Below are 26,351 nucleotides of genomic sequence, written 5' to 3' on the forward strand. Positions count from 1 at the left end.
GCAGCTACAAAGAAAAAAGGCCTGAATATTTCCTCAATATTGCAGTTATAAAAATTATTCCTCATTCATTTTCTCCAATTTATATAATACTCACCAGTCTCAGCCTAAATATTTTTAAACAGAAGGTTTCGATGTGCCTCCAATCTCACCTTCCCAAAGACAGCAGCTGCCCTTATGATTTATTTTTGCATGGTACAGCGCCATATCCGCCCGTTTGAATACTCCCTCCATCCCATTTTCCATACTGTCTGAAATAACAATGCCCACAGAGACAGAAGCCTGTATGTCCTGTTCAAACGCGATCTTTTTCAGCGCCCGGCAGATTTCTTTCGTTTTCTTCACCACAACGTCTGCCGATTGTATCTGCTTTAGGATCACGATGAATTCATCGCCTCCGAACCGGGCCAGAATATCGCTTTTTCTGGATTGTGCGCGAATCAGCCTGGTAACCTCCAGGATAAGCCGGTCCCCTTCTGTATGGCCCAGAGTGTCATTGGTCTGCTTTAAGTTATCCAGGTCGAACAGGCAGAACGCAAACGGAGTATCCTCTTTTCCCATCGTACGGATCGCTGCTTCCAATCCACGGCGGTTCAGAAATCCAGTCATATGATCCTGGTTGGCTTCGTTCTGCAGCGTGTTTTCCCTCTCCTGAAAGGACGACAGCCGTATCGCGTGCAGCGTCCTTTTAAGAAGGCTCTTTGTGGTGTGCGGCTTATCTGCATAATCGAAAGCCCCCAGTTCAAATGCCCGCTCCTCTGCTTCCGAATCCTGCGTTCCCGTTACCAAAACCGGTATCTTCCATACAGACAATTCCTTTTTGAGTTTCTCATACACAGCAGATCCCTCCAACCCTGGCAGTGTCCTGCTGATAAGAGCAGCGGCAATCTGATCCTTATGCCTGGCGACATAAGCTAAAAGAGAATCCGCTTCCGCACAGTATTCAACCTTAAAGTGCCTGAGAAATGTTTTTTCCACTGTATTCCGATAATGCGGATCCTCATCGGCTACTATAAGGAACTGCCGCATGGGCCTGAGACTGATACTAAAGTGCGGATGCTCGCTGCACTCATCTTCCTTCTGCCGCTCCTCAGCCTTCCTGTCTTTTAACAACGCTTCTAAATCTTGAGCCGGCATAGGTTTTGCAAAATAATACCCCTGCGCATAATCGCATCCGGTTTCCGTCACCCGGTCCAGCTGTTCTTTGGTTTCCACCCCTTCAGCCACCACGCTCAGCCGCATCCGGCGCGCAAGTTCCACAATGGTCTGCAAGATGCCCTGCCCTACGCTTTTTCCCGTTTCGCCCTGAACAAACTTCATATCCAATTTTAAAATATCGAGAGGCATCTGATTCAGCATATTCAGGGAAGAATACCCGCTGCCGAAATCGTCCATTTCAATTACAAATCCCAATTCGCGCAGCCTTCTCACAGTTTCGATAATCTGGCAAGGTTGTTCCGTATAGGCGCTTTCTGTGATCTCAAGATGAAGCCGGGAGGGCCTCAGTCCATACCTGCGGACTGTACCCATCAGAATTTCAGAAATATTGATATTGTAAATGTCCGCCCTGGAGACATTCACCGAAATGGATATGGGCAAATATCCCCTATCATCCCATTCCTTCAGAATAGCGCAGGCTTTGTCCCAGATAAATTGGTCCAGCTTGGCAATAAACCCGTTCTTTTCGAATAAAGGAATGAATTCATCCGGAAATTGTAATCCCCATTCCGGATGATTCCAGCGAACAAGCGCTTCCGCTCCCACCAGCTTATTGTCCCTGATTCTGTATTTGGGCTGCAGGTAGATCAGAAACTGGCCATCTGACAGGGCGGTTTCCATGCTGTCAATAATAGCCTGCTGGCGCAGCAATTCGCCCCGCAGTTTATCGTCATAGGCTGCAAAATGCTTCCCATATTGTCCCTTTATGCCATGTGCCGCCAAAAGAGCCCGGTCGCACATCTGCTCCACAGGGGTCATCCGGTCTTCAATATAATAAACCCCCCATTTCATGACTACCTTCTGGGCGTTAGGAAGCGCATTAACCTTTTCCAGGGTTCTGGCAAACATATCGTTTGTATATTCTCCATTTTTTTCCAGCAGACAGACAAACTGGTCTGCATTCAGGCGTCCATAGATACCTCTGTCCCCAACAATTTGACGATACTGATCCGCAATACCCTGCAAAAGCCGGTCTCCCGCCGCTACGCCGAAAATATCGTTGATCAGCTTGAAGTTTTCAATATCAGATGCAATAATATTGAATTTGCGTTCTGGATACAACTGTAGAATTTCCCGCACCCGCTGATAGAAAAACTCCTTGCAGAACAGGCCCGTAAGGCGATCATACTGCAGTTGATTGATCATCGCGGCATTTTCCCGCAGACGGATAATACTGGCCGCCCGATGAAGGATGATTTGAGCCTTGTACGGCTTAGGCACAAAGTCACTGGCGCCGTGGGACAGGGCGCTCACTTCATCCGCCTCACTGTCGCTCTGGGTCGTCACAATGACAGGAATAGAAGAAAACAACGAATTCCCCTTGACTTGGGACAGGAACGTATATCCATCCATAACGGGCATATTGATATCCAATAGAATCAGTGCAATCTCCTCATACCGGATTTTTAAAACATCAAGCGCCGCCTGTCCGTTTTCTGCCTCTAAAACCTGATACTCAGAAGCCAACAGCGTATGCAGCAACTCGCGATTGATCTCGTTGTCCTCCACGATCAATACTGTCTTCAGAATTTGCATCCGTATATTACCCCCTTTTCCTCTGTAACTTCAAAAGTATGATTTTCCGCTCCGTACAGAATAGCCGCTTCAGCGGTCATGAAGATAATGGGAACAATTTGCACTTCTGGATAATCGTAAAAATTCACACCTTGTCCATATATACCTAACTTGTATTATAAAGGGTGACAGAAAGATTTTCAACTATTATTATGGCTTTTTACAGGGAAAAATGTTAAAATAAGAGATATTAGCAAGGGAGGGATAAATTTGGAAAGCGGACAAGTTTTTGCTGGTTTTATTTATGAATATTTTCTCAGATGTTTTCAATTCCAACGTTATAGATGCGGAGATATCCTTCCTGCTGTCAACACAATCTGCAAAAAATTCAATGTTGCCGACCAGACGGTAAAATCCGTTCTGAAACAGCTTCGGGAAGAAGGATATATATCAATGCAGCGCGGCAGGCCTGCCCGAGTTATTTTTCAGCAGACTGAAAAACAGAGCAATTCAAATATCCGGCAATTCTTTTCAGAGCGATGGAATGCCTTTTCTGATCTGTGTCAGACGGTCGAGGTTGTTTTCCAGCCGCTGATGATAGAGAGCTTTCGGCGACTTGATGAGCGCGATTATGATATCCTTTTTCCCTTTACGGAACAGGCTGATATTGAGAATCTGATTCATTTTTACTGTTTTGTTCTGCAGAAAATGAAAAACCCATTAATTATGAATTTATTCTGGGAATGTTTTCTATTTTTAGGCTTTCCCTATATCAGCGACCGTACCCTGGAATACTATTCCGCAGAGATCGCGCAAAAACGTTTGCAGGCCATTGTCCGAACAGCGCAAGCGCGGGATTGGCAGCATCTCCATGAGTGTTTATCTGCGTTTTGGAGAGAGTTTGTAGAATCGGCCAAAAACTCCATTGAACCTTACCTGCTGCCTATACCAGCGGACCAGCAGATTTCCTTTGTCTGGAGAATCTATCGGGGCCGTCCACAGATTTGTTACAATCTGTCTACCCGTATCATGTATGAGATCTATCTGGGACGCTATCGGGGACAGTTGTTCCTCCCTTCATATGAGAAAATGGCGAAAGAATACAATGTGTCAGTCAATACAGTACGCCGGACGATTCGTTTGCTCACGCAGCTTCGCGTAACTCTGCCGATTAACGGAAAAGGAATCCGGATTTTTTCCTTGGGAGATCGCACAGAACAGCCGGATTTGACTGTTCCGGCCATTGTCCGTAATCTGGCACTTTTCTATCAGTCCTTCGAACTGTTGCTTTATTCCTGTGAGGATATTGTCCTCCGTACACTTTCGTCTTTGGATCAAGAGGAAAAAAATAAATTGATAAACCAGCTAAAGGACTATGTCAATGCCGGAAATTGTGAACTTACGCCCTGGTGTATCTTTATCAGCGCAGCGATGCGGGCCCCTCTTCAGGGCTTCCGTGAGATTTACGCAAATATTTACGGTCTCGCGCTCTGGGGCTACCCTTTAAAAACCTCGCAGGGGAGATATCCTCCTGTCGATGATAAAGCAGTCTGGTTGACAAAATCCCTGATTCAGTATTTAACGGCTGATGATTTGGAAGACTGTGCCGCAGCTTTTAAAGATTTTGTCTCCATTGCGCTTCCTTCCATAGAAAAATATCTCAGCCTTTTTGGAATTGAACATGCAAAACTTCAGATGTCCCCGTCTGCCCGTTTATATTACCAGACCGGCATCCTGGCCGACCCCTGAAACAGGAATTTTCTGGAAGCCCTTGGTTTATCTTACTTTTCCTAAAAAGGACTTACAAAGGAGGATTCTATCATGTCTTACAACAAGACAGTACTGCACAGCTCTGTGGCAGTGGACTCCATATACAGCATCCACTATTTCGAATATATGAGTGATTTTTCTTTTCCCGGAGAAGCCCATGATTTCTGGGAATTTCTCTATGTGGATAAAGGAGAGGTGGATGTGATAGCGGGCGACCGGCTGGTTTCCCTGAAAAAAGGAGAAATCATTTTTCACAGGCCAAATGAATTTCACAGCGTGCGGGCAAATGGGAAAACTGCCCCTAACCTGGTGGTAATCTCCTTTGGCAGCGATTCTCCCTGTCTTGATTTCTTTCAGCATAAAGTTTTTTCTATTGTTCAGGAGGATCGGGTACTCATTGCCCAGATCATCCGGGAGGCAAAAAAGGTTTTCTCTTCCCCGCTCAACGATCCTTATCTGAACCGCATGGAAAAAAGCTGCCCGCCGCCTTTCGGCGGTGAGCAGCTGATTAAATTATATCTGGAGCAGATGCTGATCTGCATGATACGCAGGGGTATTTCTGTTCCGAACGGTTCTGTTTCCTCTCCTGCTGCGAAATCTGTGAAGCAGAACAGCGATCAGGAGCTCTACAGCCGTATCGTCAAATACCTGGAAGGCAACCTGCAGACGCGCCTCACCGTGGATCAGATCTGCAGGGACACGCTGGTAGGACGTTCCCAGCTGCTGAAGCTATTTCGTGAAAAGAACGGCGGAGGCGTGATTGATTTTTTCCTGAAATTAAAGATTGAAACAGCAAAGCAGATCATCCGTGAAAACCAGTTGAATTTCACACAAATCTCAGAACGTCTGGGGTTTTCCTCGATTCATTATTTTTCCAGACAGTTCAAAAAAATCACTGGCATGACGCCGTCAGAATATGCCTCCTCGGTAAAAAATCTGGCCGAAAGCTCTCATTAAGCCAAGCAGGCGTCCAGCTCTTCTTCTGTTAGTACATGGATTCCAGCCATTTTCAGGGCTTCCGCCGCGAATCCGTCCCCTTCTGTCAGCGTATGGGAAAAGCTCCCGTCATAAATCTGCCCGCAGCCGCAGGAAGGGCTTCTGGATTTTAAAATCGCAGTCCGGCAGCCATAAAGTTTTGCCAGCCTGCAGGCTTCTTCCGCGCCTTTCTTGAATTGTTCCGTTCTGTCTTTCCCTTCTCGGTCCACAGCCCTTTCCCCCCGGCGCTCCACAGGCGTCCGGGGAGTGGGCAGGCCGCCCATCTGCTCCGGACATACCGGCAGCAGCAGCTCCTTGCTGTTCAGCTCCAAAACTTTAGGGTCAGGCTTGCTCTTGCCGTCATAACGGCAGCACTGTCCCAGAAGGCACGCGCTCACCAAAATCATCTTATCCCTCCCCCGAATATATTGCGGGATTCCCGTTTTACCCGCTTCTTGCTGTAGCGCAGCAGCCTGCGGCAGCGAACCCAGGCCTTGTCGCACACCCAGCGCAGCGCCCGGAGCGTAATGGGGGTGGAAACTACCAGCATCAGAACAATCATCATAGCATTAAAACTGATGGTCTCCATATACAGCAGCTTTTCACCGGCAATCAGCAGACCCAGCATCATGCCGATATACATGGCGCAGTAAATCAGGCGCCGGAACAGCGTCGTCAGAGGGAATACCTCTTTAATCATCATGATGCTGGTCACAGAAGTAGTCAGCACACACATGGTGGAACGGATATTTTCATCCACGCCAAGCCAGGACCCCGCGATGGAAATGATTACAACCTGTAATACAATAGTCATCGCCCCCTGCAACGCGTTTCTGAACACATTGCTGAGGAAATTGGGCTCCACAATTCTATAATTGGGCTCCAGCGTCAGGAAGAAATTAGGAATCCCCACAGCAAATACGCTGATCAGAGAAAGCTGAATCGGCACAAACGGATACTCCGTCCCAGTGGCCAGCGTCATGATAGTCAGCAGGAAAGAAAATATAGTTTTTACCAGGAAAAGGGAAGCGGCGCTCTGGATATTGTTGATCACCCGCCGTCCTTCATTCACCACATGAGGCATTGCGGAAAAGTTGGAATCCAGCAGCACCAGGTTGGCCGTATTCTGGGCAGCCTCGCTTCCGCTGGCCATGGCGATGCTCACATCCGCCGCCTTCAGGGCCGGAACGTCGTTCACGCCGTCTCCTGTCATCGCCACCGTATGCTTATTTGCCTGAAGCGCCAAAACAATCTGCTTTTTCTGCACCGGAGTCACGCGGCCGAATATTTTATATTTTTCCACAGCTGTTTTCAGCTGCTCCGCCGTTTTCAGCGTGGAAGCATCCACATAGGCGGAAGCGTTTTTAAAGCCGGCCTCTTCCGCGATATGGGAGACTGTCGCCGGGTTGTCCCCGGAAATCACCATCAGATCCACGCCCTGCTGGTCAAAAAACTGAAGGGTTTCCTTTGCCTCTTTGCGGATCACATCGCTGATCAGAATAATTGCCAGCGGCTTCAGCCCGCCTGGCAGCTGTTTCTCCTCTGCCATCTCTTCTGTATAAGCCAGGGTCAGCACCCGGATTCCGGCCGCGGTATGGCGGTCGATCTGTTCCTTCACCTCCGGAAACGCCCCTTCCGGAAACATGAATTCGAAAGCGCCCATCAAATAAGTGCCTTTATCTTCAAAAGCAGCGCCGCTGTATTTGCGCGCTGAGGAAAACGGGATCAGCGTTCTGGGCCTGTACTGTTTCTTGGCCGGGAAATGTTCCTTTACCGCCTGGAACGTAGCGTTATCGTCTTCCAGGCTGCCCGCCAGATTGCTCAGGATTTCATCCACAGGAGCTTCCTCCAGTGGAATCACGCTTTCCACCTTCATCCGTCCTTCTGTCAGCGTGCCTGTTTTATCCAGGCAGAGCACATCCACCCTCGCCAGCGTTTCAATGCAGAACATTTCGTGGACCAGCGTCTTATATTTTGCCAGATTAATCACGCTCACCGCCAGCGCGATGCTGGTCAGAAGCATCAGCCCTTCCGGGATCATTCCCAGCACGGCTGCCACCATATTGACAATGGAGTCCTGGAAGGTAGAATGATTTACGTAAAACTGTGTGGCAAAAAGCCCCACGCCCAGGGGCACGATCAGCACGCTGACCACCTTCAGGATGGTATCCAGAGCACGCTGCAGGCCTGTGCGGTATTTCTTCATGGTCTTGGCTTCAGACAGGATCTTGTGGGCAAAATTCTCTTCCCCCACATGGACCACCTGCACAGACGCCCTTCCTGACACCACAAAACTGCCGGAAAGTACGGAATCCCCGGGATGTTTCAAAATCACCTCAGATTCCCCGCTGATCAGGGATTCATTGACTTCCAGGGAGCCTTCCCTCACAATGGCGTCCGCCGTGATCTGATTGCCGGAGGCCAGAATCATCATGTCATCCAGCACCACCTGATCCACTTCCACATGCTCTTCCTGCCCGTCCCGGCGCACCCGCACCTTGGCCGCGGTAATCAGCGCCAGCTTATCCAGAACCCGTTTTGCCCGGATCTCCTGGATAATGCCGATCGCCGTATTGGACAGCACCACGCCCATAAAAAACAGGTTTCGGAAAGAACCTACCATAATGATGAGCACTGCCAAAATGATATTAATCAAGTTAAAGAAGGTGAACACATTGTCCCGCACAATCTGCTTGACCGATTTGGAACCCTTATTGTCCTGAAAATTCACCTTTCCCTGCTCTGTCCGCTCCTGAACCTGAGCCGCGGTCAGCCCGCTCACCGGCGTCAGATTCACCTCATCCAATGATACCCCCGCATCCAGCTTAGCCGCTGATGTATTGATCTGTACCTGTTCTCCGGTTTCCATACGCTGCTCCTTTGTATTCGCCGCTCTTCTGAAATTTCTCCGCTCCCGGAAAAATACGGCTCCATACTCTCTTTGTTTCCTTTTTTTGTCATTATAACACGGGTTTTTGAAATTTTCATTAAAAAAATTCAAACTTTTCCTGACAAATCTCCTTGCTTTTCCGAACAAAAAGTTCTAGGATGGAAACAGAAGCGATATAAAACAGGAAAAGATTGGAGGAGCACTATGAAACAGGAAAACTGCACCCTCACCTCTGTCCATGACGGACTGCCCCTTTCTGTGCTGGCAGTCTGGCCGGAAAACCAGCCAAAAGGAATTGTACAGCTGGTGCACGGCATGGCGGAACATAAAGAACGTTACCTGGCATTTATGGAATTTCTGGCCCGGAACGGATTTTTCGTTGTGATTCATGACCACCGCGGGCATGGCAAAAGCGTCAAATCTGAAGAAGATCTGGGGTACCTCTATGAAAATGGCGCAGCCGGCCTGGTGGAAGATACCCGGCAGGTTACGGATTACGCCAAAAACATGTTCCCCGGCCTACCGCTGATCCTCATGGGACACAGCATGGGCTCCCTGGTGGTACGCGCTTATACAAAAAAATATGACGATCAGATTAATCAGCTCATTGTCTGCGGTTCTCCCAGTGAAAATCCCGCGGCCGCAGTCTGGTTCGGCCGCAAATTCGCGGGCCGGCTGAAGAAAAAGCACGGGCCCGCCTATAAGAGCGCTGTCATGGATAAACTGGTTTTCGGCCCTCATAATAAAAAATTCCCTGAGGCCCCCAACGCCTGGATCTGCTCTGTTCCCGAGGTGGTGCAGGCCTATAACGACAGCCCTCTGTGCGGATTTTCCTTCACTGCAGACAGCTACCTTTCTCTGTTCGACCTGATGGGATGCGTCTATGGGAAGGACGGCTGGCAGCCGAAAAACCCGGCTCTGCCTATTCTGTTTGTCTCCGGAAGCGAGGACCCCTGTCTGCTCAGGCCGGCAAAATTCAAGCAGGCAGTGGAGCTGATGAAGCAGGCGGGCTACAGCGATGTTTGCGGCAGGCTCTATCCCGGCATGCGCCATGAAATACTGAACGAAGCGGGGAAAGAAAAGGTTTTCGCTGATCTTTTGGAGTTTATGGAAAAACATTTATAGAAACTGCTTGTCCACGGCAGGTATAAAGTTGAAACTTAATGCGCCCGGCTGCAAAATGCAATCGGGCGCATGGAAAATATAAGTGGTTTTACTAGGTTTAAGATTTTAATTCCATTTCTTAACAAGAGTTAATATGTAAAGGGTGGTTTCTGCCACCTAATACATATGACTGCGGCTCATTTGTGGTGAATTGAAAAGCAGTTGTAAGAAAGGAGTTAAAAAAGCCTTATAACCGCTGAAAATCAACGCAAAAGGTGCTGAACCTTATGAAATCTATCTTAGAAGAAATGGGCGGTACATACCGTCAAGTGGACGATTATTTCATCCCCAACCTTGTCCTGTTGGATACCGGCAATTATCAGATCGGCAAATACGGGCGTATGCGCCGCAGTTATCTGAAAGAGTACCGTAAAATCTTCTACAACACCTATATACTGGAAGGTATGCTGTTCAAGCATCTTGCTGAAATTGACCAAGCCTGCAACGAGCGTATGGAAATCATTGTTTCTACTATGGCAAAGCAGGAGGGCGTAACCGAAGCACTCAAAACGGCTGACCAAATGGAATGGGTGCGCCGTATCAATTCCATTCGCAACCGTGCGGAAGAAATTATCTTGACCGAACTTGTAAATGCTTAATCGAATGCCCGTTATCGACTATGTTGGCTGATAACGGGCTTTATTTTGGCGGGGCGATCAGTCACCTTTACAGTCACCCTATCAGTCACCTTGGGGTGACTGATAATATGTGTCAAAGAGCAATCGCAATCTTTTCTCACCAATCGCAACTTAATCAAATAGGCAAACGCAACTTCGTACAGAACAATCAACACTTTTCGGGGCGTAATTAACACCTTTTCATTTCAATCGCTACTTTTTATTTACAAATACTACTTTCCAGAAAGTGAACGTTACTTTTGAGAGTCGAACGCTACTTTTTGCACCTATCATTTGCTGTTGATCTTCCAATAGCCTTTTCTGTCGGAGCCGATGCGTTCGATAACACCTTTTTCTTTGAGTTGTTTTATTCTCTGTGCTACCGTTTTTCTGCTGATTCCCATTTTCTCTGATAGTCGGGGCATTGTATATCCTGGATCTTCGGCAAGGAGTGACAATAACGTGCGTTCTTCATCAGTCACTTTATCAATCACCCTATTAGTCACCTTTCCGAAACGGATAACTCTAAGCGTGTTTACGTATCAATTTCTCCAATGTCCAGTTTTCGGGCAGACAACCGCAGTTGGCAATATACAGCCTATCCATGCTTGCCATCCGTGAAGAAAAAGAACGCTCTGCCGTTGACCGTGTGAAAACTGCCTACGGGGAGAAATACAATCCTATGCTGATGCATGACCGCAAATTGGATGTGACCAATCTGTTCAATGAAGACCCCGAAATACACTTTATCAGAGAAGATGTGCGGCGGAAGCAACAGCGCAAGGATCGGCAGCTAAGTAAGTCAAAACGCCATGAGCAAGAACGGTAATTTTAGATTTGATGTAGATTTAAAGTTATACCCTCGGCATTGCCGAGGGTATAACTTGAGTTAGAACAGTATTGAATCATTAATATCATCTTCTGGTACGACTTCAACGATTCCTTTAAATTGTTGCAAGAATTCGATGGCCTTTTTTCTGTCGAGCAGATCATGGATCTTTTGGTTTTCATAACTGCGCAAACAGTTGTAGCAGGAAGGATCACAATCACATTCACTCATGGATTGCAGCGCAGACATGAATATGCTATGTAGTGTTTTTCCATTCTCCGTTACCAGTCGTCTTGAGTGACCTGCACCACCTGGAACCGAATCATAAATAACAATAGAAAAGTCCAAAATACCATTAAAAAGTTCTGCTGACAAGCACGCTTTGATATCTCGTTTCTCGATATTCAAATCCTTTGCCATAGCATTCAAGATTGCATACATAACCGACACCATTGTATTGTAATCGGATGTATTGCACTTAAAGGATATTTTAGCAACATCGGTCTTGAATTCGTGGTGGAGAGAGCGTCTAACAAGATCATGGCAATTACAATTATACTGTCCATATAAGCTTTCATGTGATTTGGTTGTCGTTACAGATAATGCACCGATACGCATCTGCTTCTTAATCTCTTTTTCGCCAATATTCTCATCTTCGGCTACAGCATAACCGCAGAGTCGGCAAACATAGAAATTATTAACAGATTTCACCATCAAAGAATCATTCGTTGTAGATTCAACCTGAACCTCTATGGAATTAATGAGATACCGATGCTTTCCGATTGTTCTTGCGGCAACATTTCCAATGTAATAATCCTCAGAGCGGTAATTCTTTTCCTGGCGTGTCATAGGAACATCTTTATCCTGCCGCTCGGCAACAAAGCCTGAACGAGGTTCTATGCTCTCGTAGAAATCTATCCTGGACAGTTTTTGACCACAAGATGAACAATGGATACCTTCACTTGTTATGGGTGTTATACTATAATTGACCGTGTTGCAATCTTTATTGCGACACACTCCAATATAGCCTGTATACCAATCCTGCCTATCCTTTCCCGTTGCTGATTTCTTAATATATCGACTCGTATACAGTCTGCCGTTAGCAACAACTTCAGAGGATGGTGCATATTCAGCTATTGCAATCTGCAAGTCTCTGCTCAATCTCAATTTAGAGACATTGTTCGCAGTTGTATTTTGTTGCAGTTCCACCGTATTAACAGGAAATCCGTATCTCGGCAGTATATTGCCACGAGCCAAAAAATCAATTAGCTTATTTTTCTTGTAATGCTGAAGTTTTCTTTCGCACATGGCGGCTTTTGTTAAATCATTTATTTTCTTGAATTGCTTGATTAGCTTTTCAAAATTTTGAATATTATTTTCATATTCTTGAATCAACTGTGTAAATACACCTTCTTCACCACTAAATTCATCAATCCAAGAGAAATCGTCAATCCCAAGACGCTTATGTAGATTATCAATATTGGGAATAGACTTCTTTAGTATATCTAATAATTTTTGCGGATGACTATTGATCCACTCGATAAAGCCATCATATCCCTTTTGATTTATAAACTTGTCGGCATCGTTGTGATTGTATTGTTCTTCATGATCAGCAAAATACATACTCAAAGCCACTGCATAAATATGTCTACGAACAATTTTCTCGTTATCCACTTTGAATAACGGAGGCAATATTGTTCCACCGATCATTCGCTTAGGATCTTTGAAGAACGATAAATCATGAGAACTTAGCTTTGCAAATGTAAGAACAAACGCCGCAGAATCAAGGCTTCGTCCAGCACGTCCAGCACGCTGTGCATAGTTGGACGGTAGGGGTGGAACATCCCGCAAAAATACAGTCTCAAGATCACCAACATCAACGCCCATTTCAAAAGTGGTAGAACAAGAAAGAGCATTGATCTCTTTTTTGATGAACTGTTCCTGATATTCGGCACTCTCCCTTTTACTGAGCTGCGCAGTATGCTCTTTAATAAGCAACGGAGACATTCTATCGCTCATATACAATTTGGCAAAGTGATTATCTCTTGTAATATCGTCTGGATTGATTTCAACAAGCTGTCCTTCGCATTTGACGGATGGACAATGACCCAAATTGAACTGTGTGATTTTACCGCATTTCTTGCAGCGATACCAATGCGCATCAGAAGAACCATTGATCTTTACAACGAAATGTTTCGCTCTAAGCACATAAGTGCCGTCTTTATTCAGGTCATCCATACAATACGGATTGCCGCATTCAGGGTCGGAAAGATATTCAAAATATTGCTTTAAGAATTCAATCGCACGTTCCTCAGATATACCCAGCGTGAAGCAAACATAGTAAAGCCGGTTGGATTTATAATAGCTGTTTCCGCCTACCTTGCTTTTCGGCATCCAATTCGATACGGTTGACCTTTTTCTGTCGGGAGATTGCATAAAAGTAACAAATCTCTGCGATGGAGTAAAGAATATATATTCCCGGTCGTTATCGTCTATATCGCTATCGGAATCGGTATATACAGCCCCCATTTTAACAATTTCAAAGATCAACAAGTCAAGCAATGCTTTTACTGAAGCAGGATCGGCTTTATACTCATCCGCAATAATTTCCACCATTTCCGGTGTATTCCCTTTATACTCAAATTGTATCTGACCCAATGCCGTAAGTGATGTAGCAGAATTATATCGAGCCAATTCGTTTAGTAGAGCAACCCAAGCGTTTTTACGACTATCTAATGTAAGATTGCTTTCGTCCGAATTACTCTTTGCAAAGCTTTTCTTAGCTGTAAAATAATTTGTAAGCAAGGTTACGAAATCGGATATCGTATATTCGTGTGCTATGATTTCGTCCTTTCTTTCCGCAATAATACGGCAGATGCCACGTCTACGCAAAAATTCGTTGTAGCTCTTTCCTAAATAACAAGCAAATTTTGCTGCCTCCTGTCTGCTGTCAGAGAAAGCCAAGAACTGTTTGCCAATTTTTCTTGCAACCTTTTTGTTATTGCTGGCCGCCTTTGCAAAAATGTTTTTAGATCTGGATTGCTCATCGCTTTCAATATATTCGATTTCGGGAAGTTCTTCATACAAAGAGGTCGCCAAAACAGCCGTCGCAGCATCATTACCAAGATACATTCTCTTATAATGGCCTGTGTGACAGTTACCGCATCTTGCACCCATTTTAAGAATTTTCGCCTTGATAACCTTGATGTAATTTTCTCTACCGCAATCACAGGGCAGGTTGTGAATTTCATTTTCGGCAACGATTGCTCCGCAGATCGGGCAGAGATAGAATGCTTCTTTCTTTTTGTCGGTTTCATCTTCTACATCGTCATCTTCAATATCGGCATTATCATCAACATCCAGGTAATAATATTCCACTTTTTCTTCGAGTTTGCTCGCTTGAACTAATTTGCGATTTTCAATTTTGCCGACTAACGAAATTCTGCCGCAGTCATCACAAACCGCTGCTTCAAACACTGCAAACTCATCGCTATTTGTCCGATAAGTTTTCTGGCGATTCAAAAACAATTTTTTGTCTTTGTTCAGAGTAATATAGCCCCCCTCAAGACTGCGGATAAAGAAGTGATATCTTGCGTCAATTAAAGATTTCTTGTTTTTTTGCGCACGAGTACAAAGTGAAATAAATGCGATAGCTACATTTGTGCTAACGGATAGTTTTTCTCCGATTTCCGACAATTCACATATACTACCGAGGCAAAGGCGCAGTGTATGATACAAATCAGAAGTCAGCAAGAAATCATATAGCAATTCCTTTTCGTCAGTATTTTTGTCAACGCTAAAACCATATTCGTTCAAAACTTGCCATACAAAGTTTTCATCATCCGCTAACTTTTCGTATAACTCATCGGGATACTTTCTAATTTCTGGATTTGGAATATATGCTTCTCGTTCGGCTCTGATTATGTACCTTTTATCAAAATCCACGCCACACAGATTCTTCGCAAAGGTGATAATATCATCGTCTACGCTACTATCATTGCCCAAGGTAGCACTGGTTAGGATAAAGCGTGTATCCTTGGTAGCCGAAATTCTTGCTTTCAATCTACGAAGAAGGATGGATGTTTCGATACCTGTTGCACCCGTATATGTGTGCGCTTCATCCAAAACAACGAATCTAAAATCCGCATTGGAAAACAAGGCATCGTCCTTTGGACGTAATAGCAAATGCTCCAGCATCGCATAGTTAGTGAACAAGATATTCGGAGGATTCTTCTTCATCTTGTCACGGGAAAGAATTTCATTTGGCAGTCTATGGCGAAGCTCCGGCACTTTTTCTTTTGCGAACATAGCTTCATACACGGCAATGGCACTTTCCTCATCGTTTTCCGTGCCGCCATTATATGCACCGAAAGTTATATCGGGATAGCACATCAAAATTTCTCTGATGTTCTTCATCTGATCGTTTGCGAGTGCGTTCATTGGGTAAATAAACAATGCACGAACGCCTTTCTCAAGTGTTCCTTGCTCCTTTTCCCGCAATAGTTCATTTAATACAGGAATTAAGAAACAGTTTGTTTTACCACTACCTGTACCTGTAGATACAACGGCATTATTGCCGCCAACAATAGCACGAATAGCTTTTTCCTGATGAAGATACAGATTGCGATTTATCGGCAGCTTGTGACTATGCAGCTTGTCATTCGGCTTGCCTGATTCAAGTTCTCTAAATAATGGAGAAAGGGGACAATCGGCATCCTCAACCATTTCTTCAATGGATTTTCCGTTCTTAAACACATCCTTGATTTCAAGCAAGGGGCCACGAGCGATATTCGCCCTCAACTCTTTAACAAATTGTTTTTGCAAAGAAGGATTCGCAAAAATATGTGTTGTTGCTATATAATCAATAAACTCTTCTTTAATATTCGATGACGCTTTAGCCGGATTGAACATGCTACTTCACCTCCTCTGTTGTAAAGAGGAAATAATCAATTCCTCTTGTGTTCCTATCAAAATTACTAATTCTGTTTTTGGTATCAAGTGTGAATTCACCTAAGAAGTCATATATATCATCCGGATTAGCACCTGCAACGATAAAGCATGAGCTTTCGTTACGAAGTTCGATTCTTATGGGATTGACACTGTCAAATGTTCCTTGGCTGTTCAGCATGGTATTCAAATAAGTTTTCCAACCGTCACGGTTAATTATATACACACTTCCGGTGTAGTAGTGGCAACCGTCAAACTCTCCTATATACCAGAGATGATCCACATAGAATGGCTTGATTTCTTCATAGGATGCTTTGCCTGTCAGCATTACTTTCTCAAACCGCAGACATTTACCCTTAAAGCGTATCTTATTGATATCACCCACTACAACCTGTTGATCGAATAAGCAAACTACCTTTTCGGTCATAAAACCTTTACGTGTCACCAAATCAACGGTAACATCATAAATACCTATTTCAAGTTCTGATAATGAAAAGCAACTACTCTTATAATTCTCGTCAATATTTTCATTTATATCAAAACTATGCTTCACAACATCGTTGGCATGGAAAGAAATTCTGAATCTAGGCGTGGAATCTCCTATAAAAGCCTTGCTTGCATCCCATAGCAACTCTTTTCCTTTTATTGCAAAAGGCGAGAATTTGAACTTTTCTTTCAAACAAACTGTCAGAATTGGGATAACTTCTATATTTTCAATTTTAACCAGTACACAGATTTCAGATTTATTATCCTGTAGCACAGACCAAACGATTTCGCCAAGTTTGAATGAATTAAATGATGTGCTTTCAGACAAAATAGAGTTATTGGTCAAAAACACCTGATAGCCCATTTCTGTAGGCAGCTCGATGACGAGTTCTGCGGAATTCGAGTAGTCTTTGTACCACAAATTCTCACCGTACTCAAAAGAAAAGTCATCATTGCCAATTTTCCATCTTAACACAGGTGGAGACAGCACGACATCTCCATCATCAAAAGGAATAATGATGTCTCCTTGAGCAATATCAAAGGACACACTCTTATCGTGTTTTTCTGTTTGAAAGCGCACCGTGCCGTGGTTTTCTTTGTCAAAATAAAGCTTTTTGTCGTAAGTGATGCTTATGCTATTGAATTTTACGACATTATATGACGCTTCAATTTTATTGTCTACATAGCTGAAAATGCTTATTTTTTGCGGTTCGCACACATTGAGAAGTTCTGTGATGAGAAACGTTCTGTAGCCATCGTTTTCTGTACATGTGAAATCTCCTAATTTAAAATCGGTTGATTCGTAACGTACGCCGTATTTGGATATATCAATATCCGACTTTACAACTACTTGCAGCTCACCATCAATAACGATAAATTCTTCGCTGTCGTGTATAAACTTTACATTGTTCTTTTGATCCGCATAAATTCTTATGTTGCGTTTCTGTTTTTCAAGTACAAAAAATATTGTCCGCTTTGGGTTTTGCAGCAGTTCGCCTTCCTTTGATTGGACGATGTATAAATTGGGTTCGCCTGGGACTTTTTTTATATTTTCGGGATATGCAGAGAATTCCTCTAATTTAGGTGCGAAAAGGATATAATTGCCCGGTAGGCATTCTTCTTGCAAAATCTCTCTATCGTCTCTGAAAAGGAGGTGGTCTCTAAATAAACTTGTTTTTGAATTGTAAATAACCTCGCCACTATGTACAATTTCCAATGTACAATCCATCACTCCATCTTCAAACACGAGAGTGTCCACGCACAAAGTCAGTTGTTTCGTTGCCATGGTAAGACCCGAACCGAAAGTGTACATATCTTGCTGGGCTACAAGTTCGCCATTGTGATAAATATTCAGAAGGGGGATATCATAAAAATTATTTTTCAAACGAATACTCGGTATTACCAAAACCGCTTGCTGCCCGGTATAACTATATTTAGGTCGAATAGTAGAGTAATCGGTAATTGTGCGTTCGTATGCCTTTCTTTTAGGCTTGGCAAGTCCAAAACTTCTTTCTTTTTCTCTCCACCAATCATAAACGATGGTATTATAATACAGGTCATTATCTAAGATTTCACCATTAAACACTTTGTCTAATAAAGCAATTGTGCCTTCGATATACTTGACCATTTCTTTTGAAGAGTCCACTGCCATTCTCTTGATTCCCGCACGCAAGGAATATACACCACTTCCAAGTTTGAAATCATCCTCCAGGGACTTTTCGTTGGAAAACGTTCTCTTGAGTTCCTCTGCAACAAGGACAAATATTTCATCGTTCTTTGAGTATGTAAAATTCATGTCCTCAGAGTATAAATTCCAACACAGTTCCAAAAACGATTCGGTAGAATTGAGAGGAGCAAATGTATGTGCCAAAATGGTGGCGTAATATCGTTTTGTGCAGCCTGACAAATATATAATATTGCCTTGTTTACCGAGCCGATCGATTACACCTGTAAGATGTACATATATTTTCTGCGAACCGTTTGTACCGACTAATTTTTTATAGATGCACTCCCAAAAAGTATCTTCATCGGACTTCCATGTTTTGACTGCATTCACCATAGCAATAAAGATAAGTTTATCATATTCTTGAGGTATGCTGGTTCCCCGACCGTTATCATAATTACGAAGCAACTTACTCGTGAAGTCATATATCCGATTCAATTCTTCGTCGGAAAACATATAGTTGCCAACAAAGGTGTTATTCATTGCTTCACTTATCTTTGGTAACAATTCTTTCACGAGATCCTCCCAGTAGTGATTTTTGATTATTCTGCCGCATTATAGCTATTTATTATCTATACGGATTGCTTCACAAATGTCTCCAATATCGCAATTCAGATAGTCGCAAATGCGCAGAAGAACCGAGAGCGCAACATCCTCTCCTTTATTGAGCTTGCTCATTGTTCCTGTAGCAAGATTCAGATCTTTGCGCAACTGCGGTTTGGTAATATCTTTCTCTATAAGCAACACCCAAAGCTTTTTGTAACTGATTTTCATATCTTCACCTCATGAGCACAAATTACATCAAACAACTTCATTCTATATAATAGCACATAATGTCCCAGTTTTCAAGAAAACGCTGTTATAATTGAGCAAAACACTGCAATTTATTGAAGCAATTAACCGCCGTTAGAGCTTACATAGTCCAACGGCGGTTAATTCAGTTAGTGGATCATTCTTATTAAGAGCTTCTATTTGCAAAAACTCCTCTTGACAAATCTCGCCTCAAGTTCTTTTTCTAAAACATCTGCATAGCGTTGTACCGGCTCTGCAAGTGTTTCCGCGTAATCAAAGATTTGCTCATCATCCTTGTATTCCAGCGGATTTCTGCGTACCCTCAAAGCTGTTTTGAGAACTTCTGGATCAGTGCAAAGATTATTTTCCAACGCCCATTTTGCCGCCTCAGTCTTTGGGATAATTTTACCGGTGCGAAGTGTATAGATGCACCGTGATATATCCAGCATCCAACCAAAAGAATAGAAGCTGCGATCGGTTTTTTGCACATACTTTCTTATAATTTCATAATAGTTCTTCACATCGGCATACAGCTCATCGTACGAAGGCAATTTAAGCCGGCTGGTTATATCTTTTCCAAAAAGAAGAACACCGCTTTCAATCAGCTCTGCCATACTGAAGCTGTCAAACACATAGCTGTCGGTAATTCTTTGTCCGCTTGTACCCCAATATACTACCCGGTCAGCTTTTTTAGAAAGGAACGCGTCCAATGTGAGCATTCCGCCTTCAAAGGAACGGTAATAGGGGTTGCCGGGTTCCTTTTCAAGCATATCCTGGCGAAGGCCTGCCAGCATTTGCGCCTGTTCTTCCGTGATCTGTTTCTCGGTTAATACCAGAATATCAATATCGCTCCACCCCAATTTGAAATCGTTGAGCACTGACGAACCATACAGATAAATTGAGGGGTCTGAATCTGAAAGAATACCGCTGATTTCATGAACCATTTTATTAATGGCAGTTTGTCTGTCTCTGGGTTCTGCTCCTGTTTCTGAAAACAAGTTTTCCGCATAGCGGACGCTGGCCATGGCGTCCTTCCCGTAAAAGTCAGCCCCGATGGAGGCGGCGTACTCCTCCGTCAATACCGCGCCGCCCACCATGATCCTGCACCAGGGGGCCGCCTTCCTCAGCTGACGGATGGTCTCCTCCATATTCACCACAGTCGTGGTCATCAGCGCGCTCAGGCCCACCAAAGCAACCTGTTTCTCCACCGCAGTATCCACTATTTTCTCAGGCTCCACGTCTTTCCCTAAATCAATCACTTCATAGCCATAGTTTTCCAGCAGGACTCTCACAATATTTTTCCCGATATCGTGGATGTCGCCTTTTACGGTAGCCAGAATAACAGTGCCTTTCTTCTCTTCCTCCGTGCCCTTCTGCAGCAAAAAGTTTTTGATCACTTCAAAAGAGGCTTTTGCCGCGTCCGCGCTCATCAAAAGCTGGGGCAGAAAAACTGTGCCTTTTTCAAAGCCCTGTCCCACCACATCCAGGGCGGGCACCAGTTCCTGGTTGATGAGATCCAAAGGCTGCCTGGTCTCCAGCAGCTGCCTGGTCTGCGCCGCTGCCTGGTCTTTCAGCCCTTTGGCAATACATCTGGATAAAGAAGCGGTTTCCTGCCAAACCGGCTGCTTTTCTTCCTGCTGCAGGCTGTATTTTTCCACATAGTGCAGACACTGCTCATCCAGGCCTGCAAGGGCGCAGTAGGAATCGTAGGCGCGCATCATGGCTTCTGCGTTAGGATTGATGATGGCCGCGCTCAGGCCATTCTGCATGGCCAGCCCAAAGAACAGGGAGTTGATATTCTCCCTCTTGGGCAGCCCGAAGGAAATATTAGACACGCCCAGAATACTTTTTCCGCCCAGCTCGTCCCGGATTCTCCGGATGGTTTCCAGGGTCACCAGCGCGCTGCGGTGGTCGGAGCTGATGGTCATAGCCAGGCCGTCGATCACGATATCTTTTGGTGAAATCCCATAGGAAGCGGCTGTGCGGTAGATTTTCTCCGCAATGGCAATTCTGCCCCCGGCAGTTTCAGGAATCCCGGATTCGTCCAGCGCCAGCCCCACCACCACGCCGCCGTATTTCCTGACCAGGGGGAAAACCTGCTCCATCACCTCCTGCTTGCCGTTCACAGAATTCACCATGGCTTTGCCGTTATAGACGCGCAGCGCCTGTTCCATGGCTCTGACATCAGAGGTGTCAATCTGCAGCGGCAGGTCGATGATGCCCTGGATTTCCTGCACGGCCTCTGTCATCGTCGCGGCTTCGTCAATGCCCGGCAGGCCTACGTTCACATCCAGCACATGGGCGCCGGAATCCACCTGTTTCAGCCCCTCTTCCAGCAAATACTCCATATCATGGTTTTTCAGCGCTTCCTTCAGCCGTTTCTTTCCCGTGGGATTAATCCGCTCTCCGATGATTACAGGCCGTCCCCCGAACACCACGGCCTGAGCATAGGAGGAAATCACGGTTCGGTTTTTATCCGTTACAGGCCCGGCAGGGATCTTCCTGCAGCGCTCTGTCACCCGGCGCAGATATTCCGGCGCAGTGCCGCAGCATCCGCCCAGAACCAGCGCCCCCATCAGGGCGATCTCTTCCATATGGTCCGCAAATTCTTCCGGCCCCACATCAAATACAGTCACGCCGTTTTCGCTGCGGGGCAGGCCCGCATTTGGATTGACGATCACCGGCAGCGAGGAGATTTCCAGCATTTCCTTGACGATCCCCTTCATCTGGACGGGGCCAAGGCCGCAGTTGATCCCGATGGCATCCGCGCCAAGGCCTTCCAGAGTGGCCACTGCTGCGGGTACGTCTCCCCCGGTCAGAAGCTTGCCGTTTTCTCCGAAAATCATGGTCACAAAAACAGGGAGCTCTGTATTCTCCTTTGCAGCCAGCAGCGCTGCCTTTGCTTCATAGCTGTCGCTCATGGTCTCAATCAGCACCAGATCAGCGCCATACTTTTCCCCAAGGGATACAATCCGGGCAAAGATCTCCACCGCGTCCTCAAAATCCAGGTCTCCCATGGGCTTGAGAAGGCGGCCCGTAGGACCCACATCCAGGGCGATCCAGGCGGAATCCTCTCTCCCTGCTTGTATCCTGGCTGTTTTCGCATGTTCCAGGGCGGCCCTGATCACCTCTTCCAGCGCTCCCCCGACGGGGAATTTCAGAGAATTGGCGCCAAAGGTATTCGTCTTAATAATATCGCATCCGGCCTCCAGATAGTCCCTGTGCAGGCGGACAATCTCTTCCGGGCGGGTCAGGTTCCACGTTTCCGGCAGCTCTCCCGCCCCCAGCCCCAGAGACTGCAGCACAGTCCCTGTGCCGCCGTCAAAAAACAAGATTCTATTTCCAAGCTCATTCCGTATACTTTTCATGCAATCTGCTCCTGTATTCTCATTCCCTGCGAAACGCGCAGTCTGTTCTGCCGCAGGCCTCGCAGCCCTTTCTGTGACAGGGCTGCGCTTCCCGCCCTGCTCCGATCACCGCTGTTACCGATTTGGTGGGAGCCATCATACAGCCCCCTGTCAGCGTCAGCCCGATATTTTTTGCCGTCTGCAGCGACTGTACCAGTTCCTTTTGATGTTCCAGGGAAAAGTCCCCATAACCGGGGCTGAACCGTGGGCGTAGATACAGCCCTTCCCGCTTCAGGATATTCCCCAGCTCCTCCTGAAAGCAGTCGCAGAATTCCTCCAGCATGGCCGCTGCCGCCGCCTGCAGCGCCACGGCTCTGCTCACTTCCAGCCGGGAATACTGACGGAGCAGCCTGTCCACACCTGCGCCCAGGGTGGCGGCCATCAGCACAAGGCGTTCGCAGCCCGCCAGATTCCTCCAGAGGCTTCTGCTCTGAAACCGCATCCCCTCTGCCCGGATCGTTCCGTCCGCTTCTGTTACCAGAGGCACAATACGGAATATCCCGGCCGGCGCGGCCTTCTCTATCAGCTCCACCACCGCGCGCTCCGCCAGCGCATCTACTTCAGGAGACTCCTCTCCTCCCCGCATGCCCATATAGCGCCTGACTTCCCGCAGATCCGTTTCCAAAAGAGCGGGCTCCTGATAAAACCTGCCGCCGCCGTTTCTGTATTCCAGCATCTTTCCGCCCCCTATCTGCCAAGAATTGCAGAGAGATTTTCCAGAATCTGCCCCGCTACCTCCGGCTTATTCATGGAATAGACATGGATATGATTCACATTGTTTGCCAGCAGATCAATGATCTGTTCTGTGGCATAGGCGATCCCAGCCTGTTTCATAGCCGCCGGATCATCCCCGAACCGGTCCACAATGGCCTTGAAGCGGGCGGGCAGGTAGGTGCCGGACAGGCTGCAGATCCTTTTCATCTGTTTGGCATTGGTTACCGGCATGATTCCCGGAAGCACCGGCACGGTCACTCCGATTTCCCGCACCCGGTACAGGAAATTATAAAGGATATCATTGTCAAAAAACATCTGAGTGGTCAGGAAATCGCATCCCGCGTCCACCTTTTCTTTCAAATGCAGAAGATCTTCTTTTTTATTGGCGGATTCCACATGGCCTTCCGGATAACAGGCGCCGCCGATGGAAAAGTCCCCGAATTCTCTGATTTCTGCGATCAGCTCGCTGGCGTAGTGATAATGCCCGGCGTCGGGAAAACTGCCTTCCGCCGGAATATCGCCCCGCAGCGCCAGCACGTTTTCCAGACCTGCCTCTTTCATTTTCTCCAGCTGAGAACGGACCTGGGCTTTTCCCGAAGCCACGCAGGTCAGGTGGCACATGGTCTCCACTCCATAGTTCTGTTTCAAATCCGCGGCCAGGGATACCGTATGGGCGCTGGTGCCGCCCCCGGCCCCGTAAGTCACGCTCATAAAATCCGGCTTCAGGGAAGCGATCCCTTCTGTGGCCTGCGCAACGGCTTCATATTTATCCGCTGTTTTAGGCGGAAAAACCTCAAAAGATAATGTAATCTCTTTTTCTTTCAGCAAATCTCTTATTTTCATTTGTGTCCCACCTCATCTTGTCTTAAAGTTTCTGCTATTTTATCGTTTTAACCCGCAAAAGTCAACAGCTATTCCGGCAATTTCTGCTTGCAGGAACGCTGTTTTTTCTTTACACTGATAATCAGAAGTTTCCCGCTCTTTTCGGCGGGTAAAACAATAAGAACGAAAAAGGAGAACTGCAATGCCAATTATTTATCACGAAACTTCCAGAGAATTTCATCTCACCAACGGGCAGGTCAGCTACCTGTTTACAATTCTGAAGAACGGACAGCTGGGACAGCTGTATTTCGGAAAAGCGCTTCGGGACCGGGAAGATTTTTCCCACTTGCTGGAACTGCGCGCCGGGGCCATGGCTGTATGCCCCTTTCCCGGCGACCCCACATTTTCTCTGGAACGGATCAAACAGGAGTATCCTTCCTATGGTACCGGAGACATGCGTCAGCCTGCCTATGAAATCCTGCAGGCGGACGGCGGCAGAGTCACGGAATTCACCTACAAATCCCACAGGATTTATGCGGGCAAACCTGAGCTGCCAGGCCTTCCCGCTACTTATACAGAGGACAGCGGCGAAGCTTCCACTCTGGAAATCCTGCTGGAAGACGAACTGATCCATACAGAGCTGGTCCTGACCTATACAATTTATGAGGATATGCCTGTGATTGCCAGAAACGCCCGCTTTCTCTGCCATAACCCTGAAGGGGTCTGCCTGAGCCGGGCAATGAGCCTTTCTGTGGATCTCCCGGACAGCAATTATGAAATGATCGAGCTGACCGGCGCATGGGCCCGGGAGCGCTCTGTCCGCTGCCGGAAGCTGGAACACGGCGTTCAGGCTGTCTACAGCATGAGAGGCTGCAGCAGCAGTAACTTTAACCCCTTCCTGGCGCTGAAACGGCCGTCCGCTACCGAACAGTCCGGCGAAGTCCTGGGCTTTTCTCTGGTTTACAGCGGCAGTTTCCTGGCTCAGGCCGATGTGGACACCTATGATGTAACCCGCGTTATGCTGGGCATTCACCCAGACTGTTTCTCCTGGCCGCTGGCAGACGGTGAGAGCTTCCAGACCCCGGAAGCAGTCATGGTCTATTCCTGCCAGGGCCTGGGCGGCATGAGCCGGACGTTCCACAAGCTCTACCGGAGCCGTTTGGCCAGGGGATACTGGAGGGACCGCCCCCGCCCTGTCCTGGTCAACAACTGGGAAGGCACTTATTTCCAGTTCAATGAGGAAAAGATCCTGAAGCTGGCGGAATCCGCGAAGGATCTGGGGATCGAGCTGCTGGTGCTGGACGACGGCTGGTTCGGCAGGCGGGATGACGACACCTCTTCCCTGGGGGACTGGTATCCCGACCTGCGAAAGCTCCCGGACGGGATCACCGGCCTGGCGGAAAAAGTAACCGCCCTGGGACTGAAATTCGGCCTGTGGTTTGAACCGGAAATGACGAATCAGGACAGCGATCTGTACCGCTCCCATCCCGACTGGATTCTCTCCGCCCCGGGACGCCGCGCTTCTCATGGGCGCAATCAGTATGTTCTGGACTTTTCCAGGCCTGAGGTAGTGGATTATATATACAGTCTCATGAGAAAAGTGCTCTCTGAAGCTCCTGTATCCTATGTGAAATGGGACATGAACCGCTGTATGTCTGAGGTATATTCTCATACGAAGGACAGCCCGGCCCAGGGCAGAGTCATGCACCAGTATATCCTGGGGGTTTACAGCCTCTACCACAGGCTCACCTCAGAATTTCCGGAAATCCTCTTTGAATCCTGCGCCAGCGGCGGCGCCCGGTTTGACCCCGGGCTGCTGTATTACGCGCCGCAAGGCTGGACTTCTGATGATACGGACGCTGTGGAACGTCTGAAAATACAGTACGGCACTTCCCTGGTCTACCCCCTCTCCAGCATGGGTTCCCACGTGTCCGCCGCGCCTAATCATCAAGTGTTCCGAGACACTCCCCTTCACACCAGAGCCAATGTGGCATACTTTGGGACCTTTGGATATGAACTGGATCTGACCAGGCTTTCCCGGGAAGAGCTGAATGAAATACGCGGACAAGTGGCCTTTATGAAAGAACATCGGGAGCTGATCCAGTACGGAGATTTCTACCGGCTGCAAAGCCCTTTTGAAGGGGACGGCAATACTACTGCCTGGATGGTTGTTTCGCCGGACTGCCGCTCTGCCCTGGTCGGCTGGTACCGCGTCCTCCGGCATGTGAACACCGGATACCAGCGCCTTCTGCTCCAGGGCCTGCGAGAAGATTTATCCTACCGGGTTTCCGGCAGGGAGACTGTTTATTTTGGAGATGAGCTGATGCGGGCAGGCCTGATCGTCTCAGACAATTCCAGCGGAGACTCTGCGGAAAAATGCAGCGGGTACCAGGGGGATTATGATTCCCGCCTGTATTTTCTCACCGCTGAGGAATAACTGAGTATTATAGTAAGAGTAAGCGCCCCTAGAATGAAGGAAAGGCAG

At 46.8% G+C, this 26,351-nt stretch carries 17 protein-coding genes and 2 pseudogenes; 7 read left to right on the forward strand and 12 right to left on the reverse strand.

Going from position 1 to position 26,351, the window contains the following annotated elements; translation table 11 throughout:
• Nucleotides 1-114: 114 nt before the first annotated feature.
• Nucleotides 115-2,751: an EAL domain-containing protein gene (locus EV209_RS07400; protein WP_130434631.1), complete on the reverse strand. Its 2,637-nt coding sequence runs from the start codon at nucleotides 2,749-2,751 to the stop codon at nucleotides 115-117.
• Nucleotides 2,752-3,000: 249 nt separating this feature from the next.
• Between EV209_RS07400 and EV209_RS17085 the strand changes: the two are divergent.
• Nucleotides 3,001-3,198 (forward strand): annotated as a pseudogene (locus tag EV209_RS17085) (GntR family transcriptional regulator); the annotation flags it as partial.
• A gap of 63 nt (nucleotides 3,199-3,261) precedes the next feature.
• On the opposite strand, the gene EV209_RS16655 reads toward EV209_RS17085, so the two are convergent.
• Nucleotides 3,262-3,414: a hypothetical protein gene (locus tag EV209_RS16655; protein ID WP_243647538.1), complete on the reverse strand. Its 153-nt coding sequence runs from the start codon at nucleotides 3,412-3,414 to the stop codon at nucleotides 3,262-3,264.
• Between the two features lie 42 nt (nucleotides 3,415-3,456).
• Here EV209_RS16655 and EV209_RS07405 point away from each other — a divergent pair, with 42 nt between their 5' ends.
• Together EV209_RS07405 and EV209_RS07410 are read left to right on the forward strand one after the other, a co-directional pair.
• Entirely contained in the window at nucleotides 3,457-4,479 is a 1,023-nt protein-coding gene (locus EV209_RS07405) for a helix-turn-helix domain-containing protein (protein WP_243647539.1), read from the forward strand.
• Nucleotides 4,480-4,551: 72 nt separating this feature from the next.
• Nucleotides 4,552-5,457: an AraC family transcriptional regulator gene (locus EV209_RS07410; RefSeq protein ID WP_130434635.1), complete on the forward strand. Its 906-nt coding sequence runs from the start codon at nucleotides 4,552-4,554 to the stop codon at nucleotides 5,455-5,457.
• Here EV209_RS07410 and EV209_RS07415 read toward each other — a convergent pair.
• On the reverse strand, nucleotides 5,454-5,882 hold the full coding sequence (locus tag EV209_RS07415) for a 2-thiouracil desulfurase family protein (RefSeq protein WP_130434637.1): 429 nt from the start codon (nucleotides 5,880-5,882) through the stop codon (nucleotides 5,454-5,456). The two genes, EV209_RS07410 and EV209_RS07415, sit on opposite strands and share 4 nt — an antisense overlap.
• The gene (locus EV209_RS07420; protein ID WP_130434639.1) at nucleotides 5,879-8,344 is read right to left on the reverse strand and encodes a cation-translocating P-type ATPase; all 2,466 of its coding nucleotides are present in this window, start codon (nucleotides 8,342-8,344) and stop codon (nucleotides 5,879-5,881) included. The genes EV209_RS07415 and EV209_RS07420 overlap by 4 nt, the downstream gene beginning before the upstream one ends.
• Nucleotides 8,345-8,569: 225 nt before the next feature.
• On the opposite strand from EV209_RS07420, the gene EV209_RS07425 reads away from it, so the two are divergent.
• Nucleotides 8,570-9,490 carry an alpha/beta fold hydrolase gene (locus EV209_RS07425; protein ID WP_130434641.1) on the forward strand — a complete coding sequence of 307 codons (921 nt, stop codon included), beginning with the start codon at nucleotides 8,570-8,572 and terminating at the stop codon, nucleotides 9,488-9,490.
• A gap of 266 nt (nucleotides 9,491-9,756) precedes the next feature.
• The gene (locus tag EV209_RS07430) at nucleotides 9,757-10,128 is read left to right on the forward strand and encodes a TnpV protein (protein WP_130434643.1); all 372 of its coding nucleotides are present in this window, start codon (nucleotides 9,757-9,759) and stop codon (nucleotides 10,126-10,128) included.
• Nucleotides 10,129-10,436: 308 nt separating this feature from the next.
• Here EV209_RS07430 and EV209_RS07435 read toward each other — a convergent pair whose 3' ends face one another.
• Nucleotides 10,437-10,640 (reverse strand): winged helix-turn-helix transcriptional regulator, encoded by a 204-nt coding sequence (locus EV209_RS07435; RefSeq protein WP_130434645.1) that lies wholly within the window; start codon nucleotides 10,638-10,640, stop codon nucleotides 10,437-10,439.
• 89 nt (nucleotides 10,641-10,729) lie between these two features.
• Here EV209_RS07435 and EV209_RS07440 point away from each other — a divergent pair, with 89 nt between their 5' ends.
• Complete coding sequence (locus tag EV209_RS07440; protein WP_130434647.1) at nucleotides 10,730-10,975, forward strand: hypothetical protein; 246 nt, start codon at nucleotides 10,730-10,732, stop codon at nucleotides 10,973-10,975.
• 60 nt (nucleotides 10,976-11,035) lie between these two features.
• Here EV209_RS07440 and EV209_RS07445 read toward each other — a convergent pair whose 3' ends face one another.
• The 7 genes and pseudogenes from EV209_RS07445 to metF form a co-directional block, all read right to left on the reverse strand.
• Nucleotides 11,036-15,886, reverse strand: coding sequence for a DEAD/DEAH box helicase family protein (locus EV209_RS07445; protein WP_130434649.1), 4,851 nt, complete (start codon nucleotides 15,884-15,886; stop codon nucleotides 11,036-11,038).
• Nucleotide 15,887: 1 nt separating this feature from the next.
• A complete protein-coding gene (locus EV209_RS07450; protein ID WP_130434651.1) occupies nucleotides 15,888-18,647 on the reverse strand; it encodes a hypothetical protein in 2,760 nt (919 codons plus the stop codon).
• A 45-nt stretch (nucleotides 18,648-18,692) separates the two neighbouring features.
• Entirely contained in the window at nucleotides 18,693-18,905 is a 213-nt protein-coding gene (locus tag EV209_RS07455) for a helix-turn-helix domain-containing protein (RefSeq protein WP_130434653.1), read from the reverse strand.
• Nucleotides 18,906-19,099: 194 nt separating this feature from the next.
• The gene (locus EV209_RS16970) at nucleotides 19,100-19,867 is read right to left on the reverse strand and encodes an aminoglycoside adenylyltransferase domain-containing protein (RefSeq protein WP_334295319.1); all 768 of its coding nucleotides are present in this window, start codon (nucleotides 19,865-19,867) and stop codon (nucleotides 19,100-19,102) included.
• A 48-nt stretch (nucleotides 19,868-19,915) separates the two neighbouring features.
• Nucleotides 19,916-22,291: pseudogene (locus EV209_RS07460) on the reverse strand (homocysteine S-methyltransferase family protein); the annotation flags it as partial.
• A 19-nt stretch (nucleotides 22,292-22,310) separates the two neighbouring features.
• On the reverse strand, nucleotides 22,311-23,006 hold the full coding sequence (locus tag EV209_RS07465) for a vitamin B12 dependent-methionine synthase activation domain-containing protein (RefSeq protein WP_130434657.1): 696 nt from the start codon (nucleotides 23,004-23,006) through the stop codon (nucleotides 22,311-22,313).
• Between the two features lie 11 nt (nucleotides 23,007-23,017).
• On the reverse strand, nucleotides 23,018-23,887 hold the full coding sequence (metF, locus tag EV209_RS07470; RefSeq protein WP_130434659.1) for a methylenetetrahydrofolate reductase [NAD(P)H]: 870 nt from the start codon (nucleotides 23,885-23,887) through the stop codon (nucleotides 23,018-23,020).
• A gap of 181 nt (nucleotides 23,888-24,068) precedes the next feature.
• Here metF and EV209_RS07475 point away from each other — a divergent pair, with 181 nt between their 5' ends.
• A complete protein-coding gene (locus tag EV209_RS07475; RefSeq protein ID WP_130434661.1) occupies nucleotides 24,069-26,303 on the forward strand; it encodes an alpha-galactosidase in 2,235 nt (744 codons plus the stop codon).
• The last annotated feature ends 48 nt before the right edge of the window (nucleotides 26,304-26,351 follow it).

It is taken from the genome of Cuneatibacter caecimuris (assembly GCF_004216775.1).
Lineage (GTDB): Bacteria > Bacillota > Clostridia > Lachnospirales > Lachnospiraceae > Cuneatibacter > Cuneatibacter caecimuris.

What these genes read in the sequence shown, in the direction of transcription:
- EV209_RS07400 (WP_130434631.1), bottom strand. Translation starts at nt 2,751, where the DNA reads ATGCAAATTCTGAAGACAGTATTGATCGTGGAGGACAACGAGATCAAT.
- EV209_RS16655 (WP_243647538.1), bottom strand. Translation starts at nt 3,414, where the DNA reads ATGAATCAGATTCTCAATATCAGCCTGTTCCGTAAAGGGAAAAAGGAT.
- EV209_RS07405 (WP_243647539.1), top strand. Translation starts at nt 3,457, where the DNA reads ATGAATTTATTCTGGGAATGTTTTCTATTTTTAGGCTTTCCCTATATC.
- EV209_RS07410 (WP_130434635.1), top strand. Translation starts at nt 4,552, where the DNA reads ATGTCTTACAACAAGACAGTACTGCACAGCTCTGTGGCAGTGGACTCC.
- EV209_RS07415 (WP_130434637.1), bottom strand. Translation starts at nt 5,882, where the DNA reads ATGATTTTGGTGAGCGCGTGCCTTCTGGGACAGTGCTGCCGTTATGAC.
- EV209_RS07420 (WP_130434639.1), bottom strand. Translation starts at nt 8,344, where the DNA reads ATGGAAACCGGAGAACAGGTACAGATCAATACATCAGCGGCTAAGCTG.
- EV209_RS07425 (WP_130434641.1), top strand. Translation starts at nt 8,570, where the DNA reads ATGAAACAGGAAAACTGCACCCTCACCTCTGTCCATGACGGACTGCCC.
- EV209_RS07430 (WP_130434643.1), top strand. Translation starts at nt 9,757, where the DNA reads ATGAAATCTATCTTAGAAGAAATGGGCGGTACATACCGTCAAGTGGAC.
- EV209_RS07445 (WP_130434649.1), bottom strand. Translation starts at nt 15,886, where the DNA reads ATGTTCAATCCGGCTAAAGCGTCATCGAATATTAAAGAAGAGTTTATT.
- EV209_RS07455 (WP_130434653.1), bottom strand. Translation starts at nt 18,905, where the DNA reads ATGAAAATCAGTTACAAAAAGCTTTGGGTGTTGCTTATAGAGAAAGAT.
- EV209_RS16970 (WP_334295319.1), bottom strand. Translation starts at nt 19,867, where the DNA reads ATGGTTCATGAAATCAGCGGTATTCTTTCAGATTCAGACCCCTCAATT.
- EV209_RS07465 (WP_130434657.1), bottom strand. Translation starts at nt 23,006, where the DNA reads ATGCTGGAATACAGAAACGGCGGCGGCAGGTTTTATCAGGAGCCCGCT.
- metF (WP_130434659.1), bottom strand. Translation starts at nt 23,887, where the DNA reads ATGAAAATAAGAGATTTGCTGAAAGAAAAAGAGATTACATTATCTTTT.
- EV209_RS07475 (WP_130434661.1), top strand. Translation starts at nt 24,069, where the DNA reads ATGCCAATTATTTATCACGAAACTTCCAGAGAATTTCATCTCACCAAC.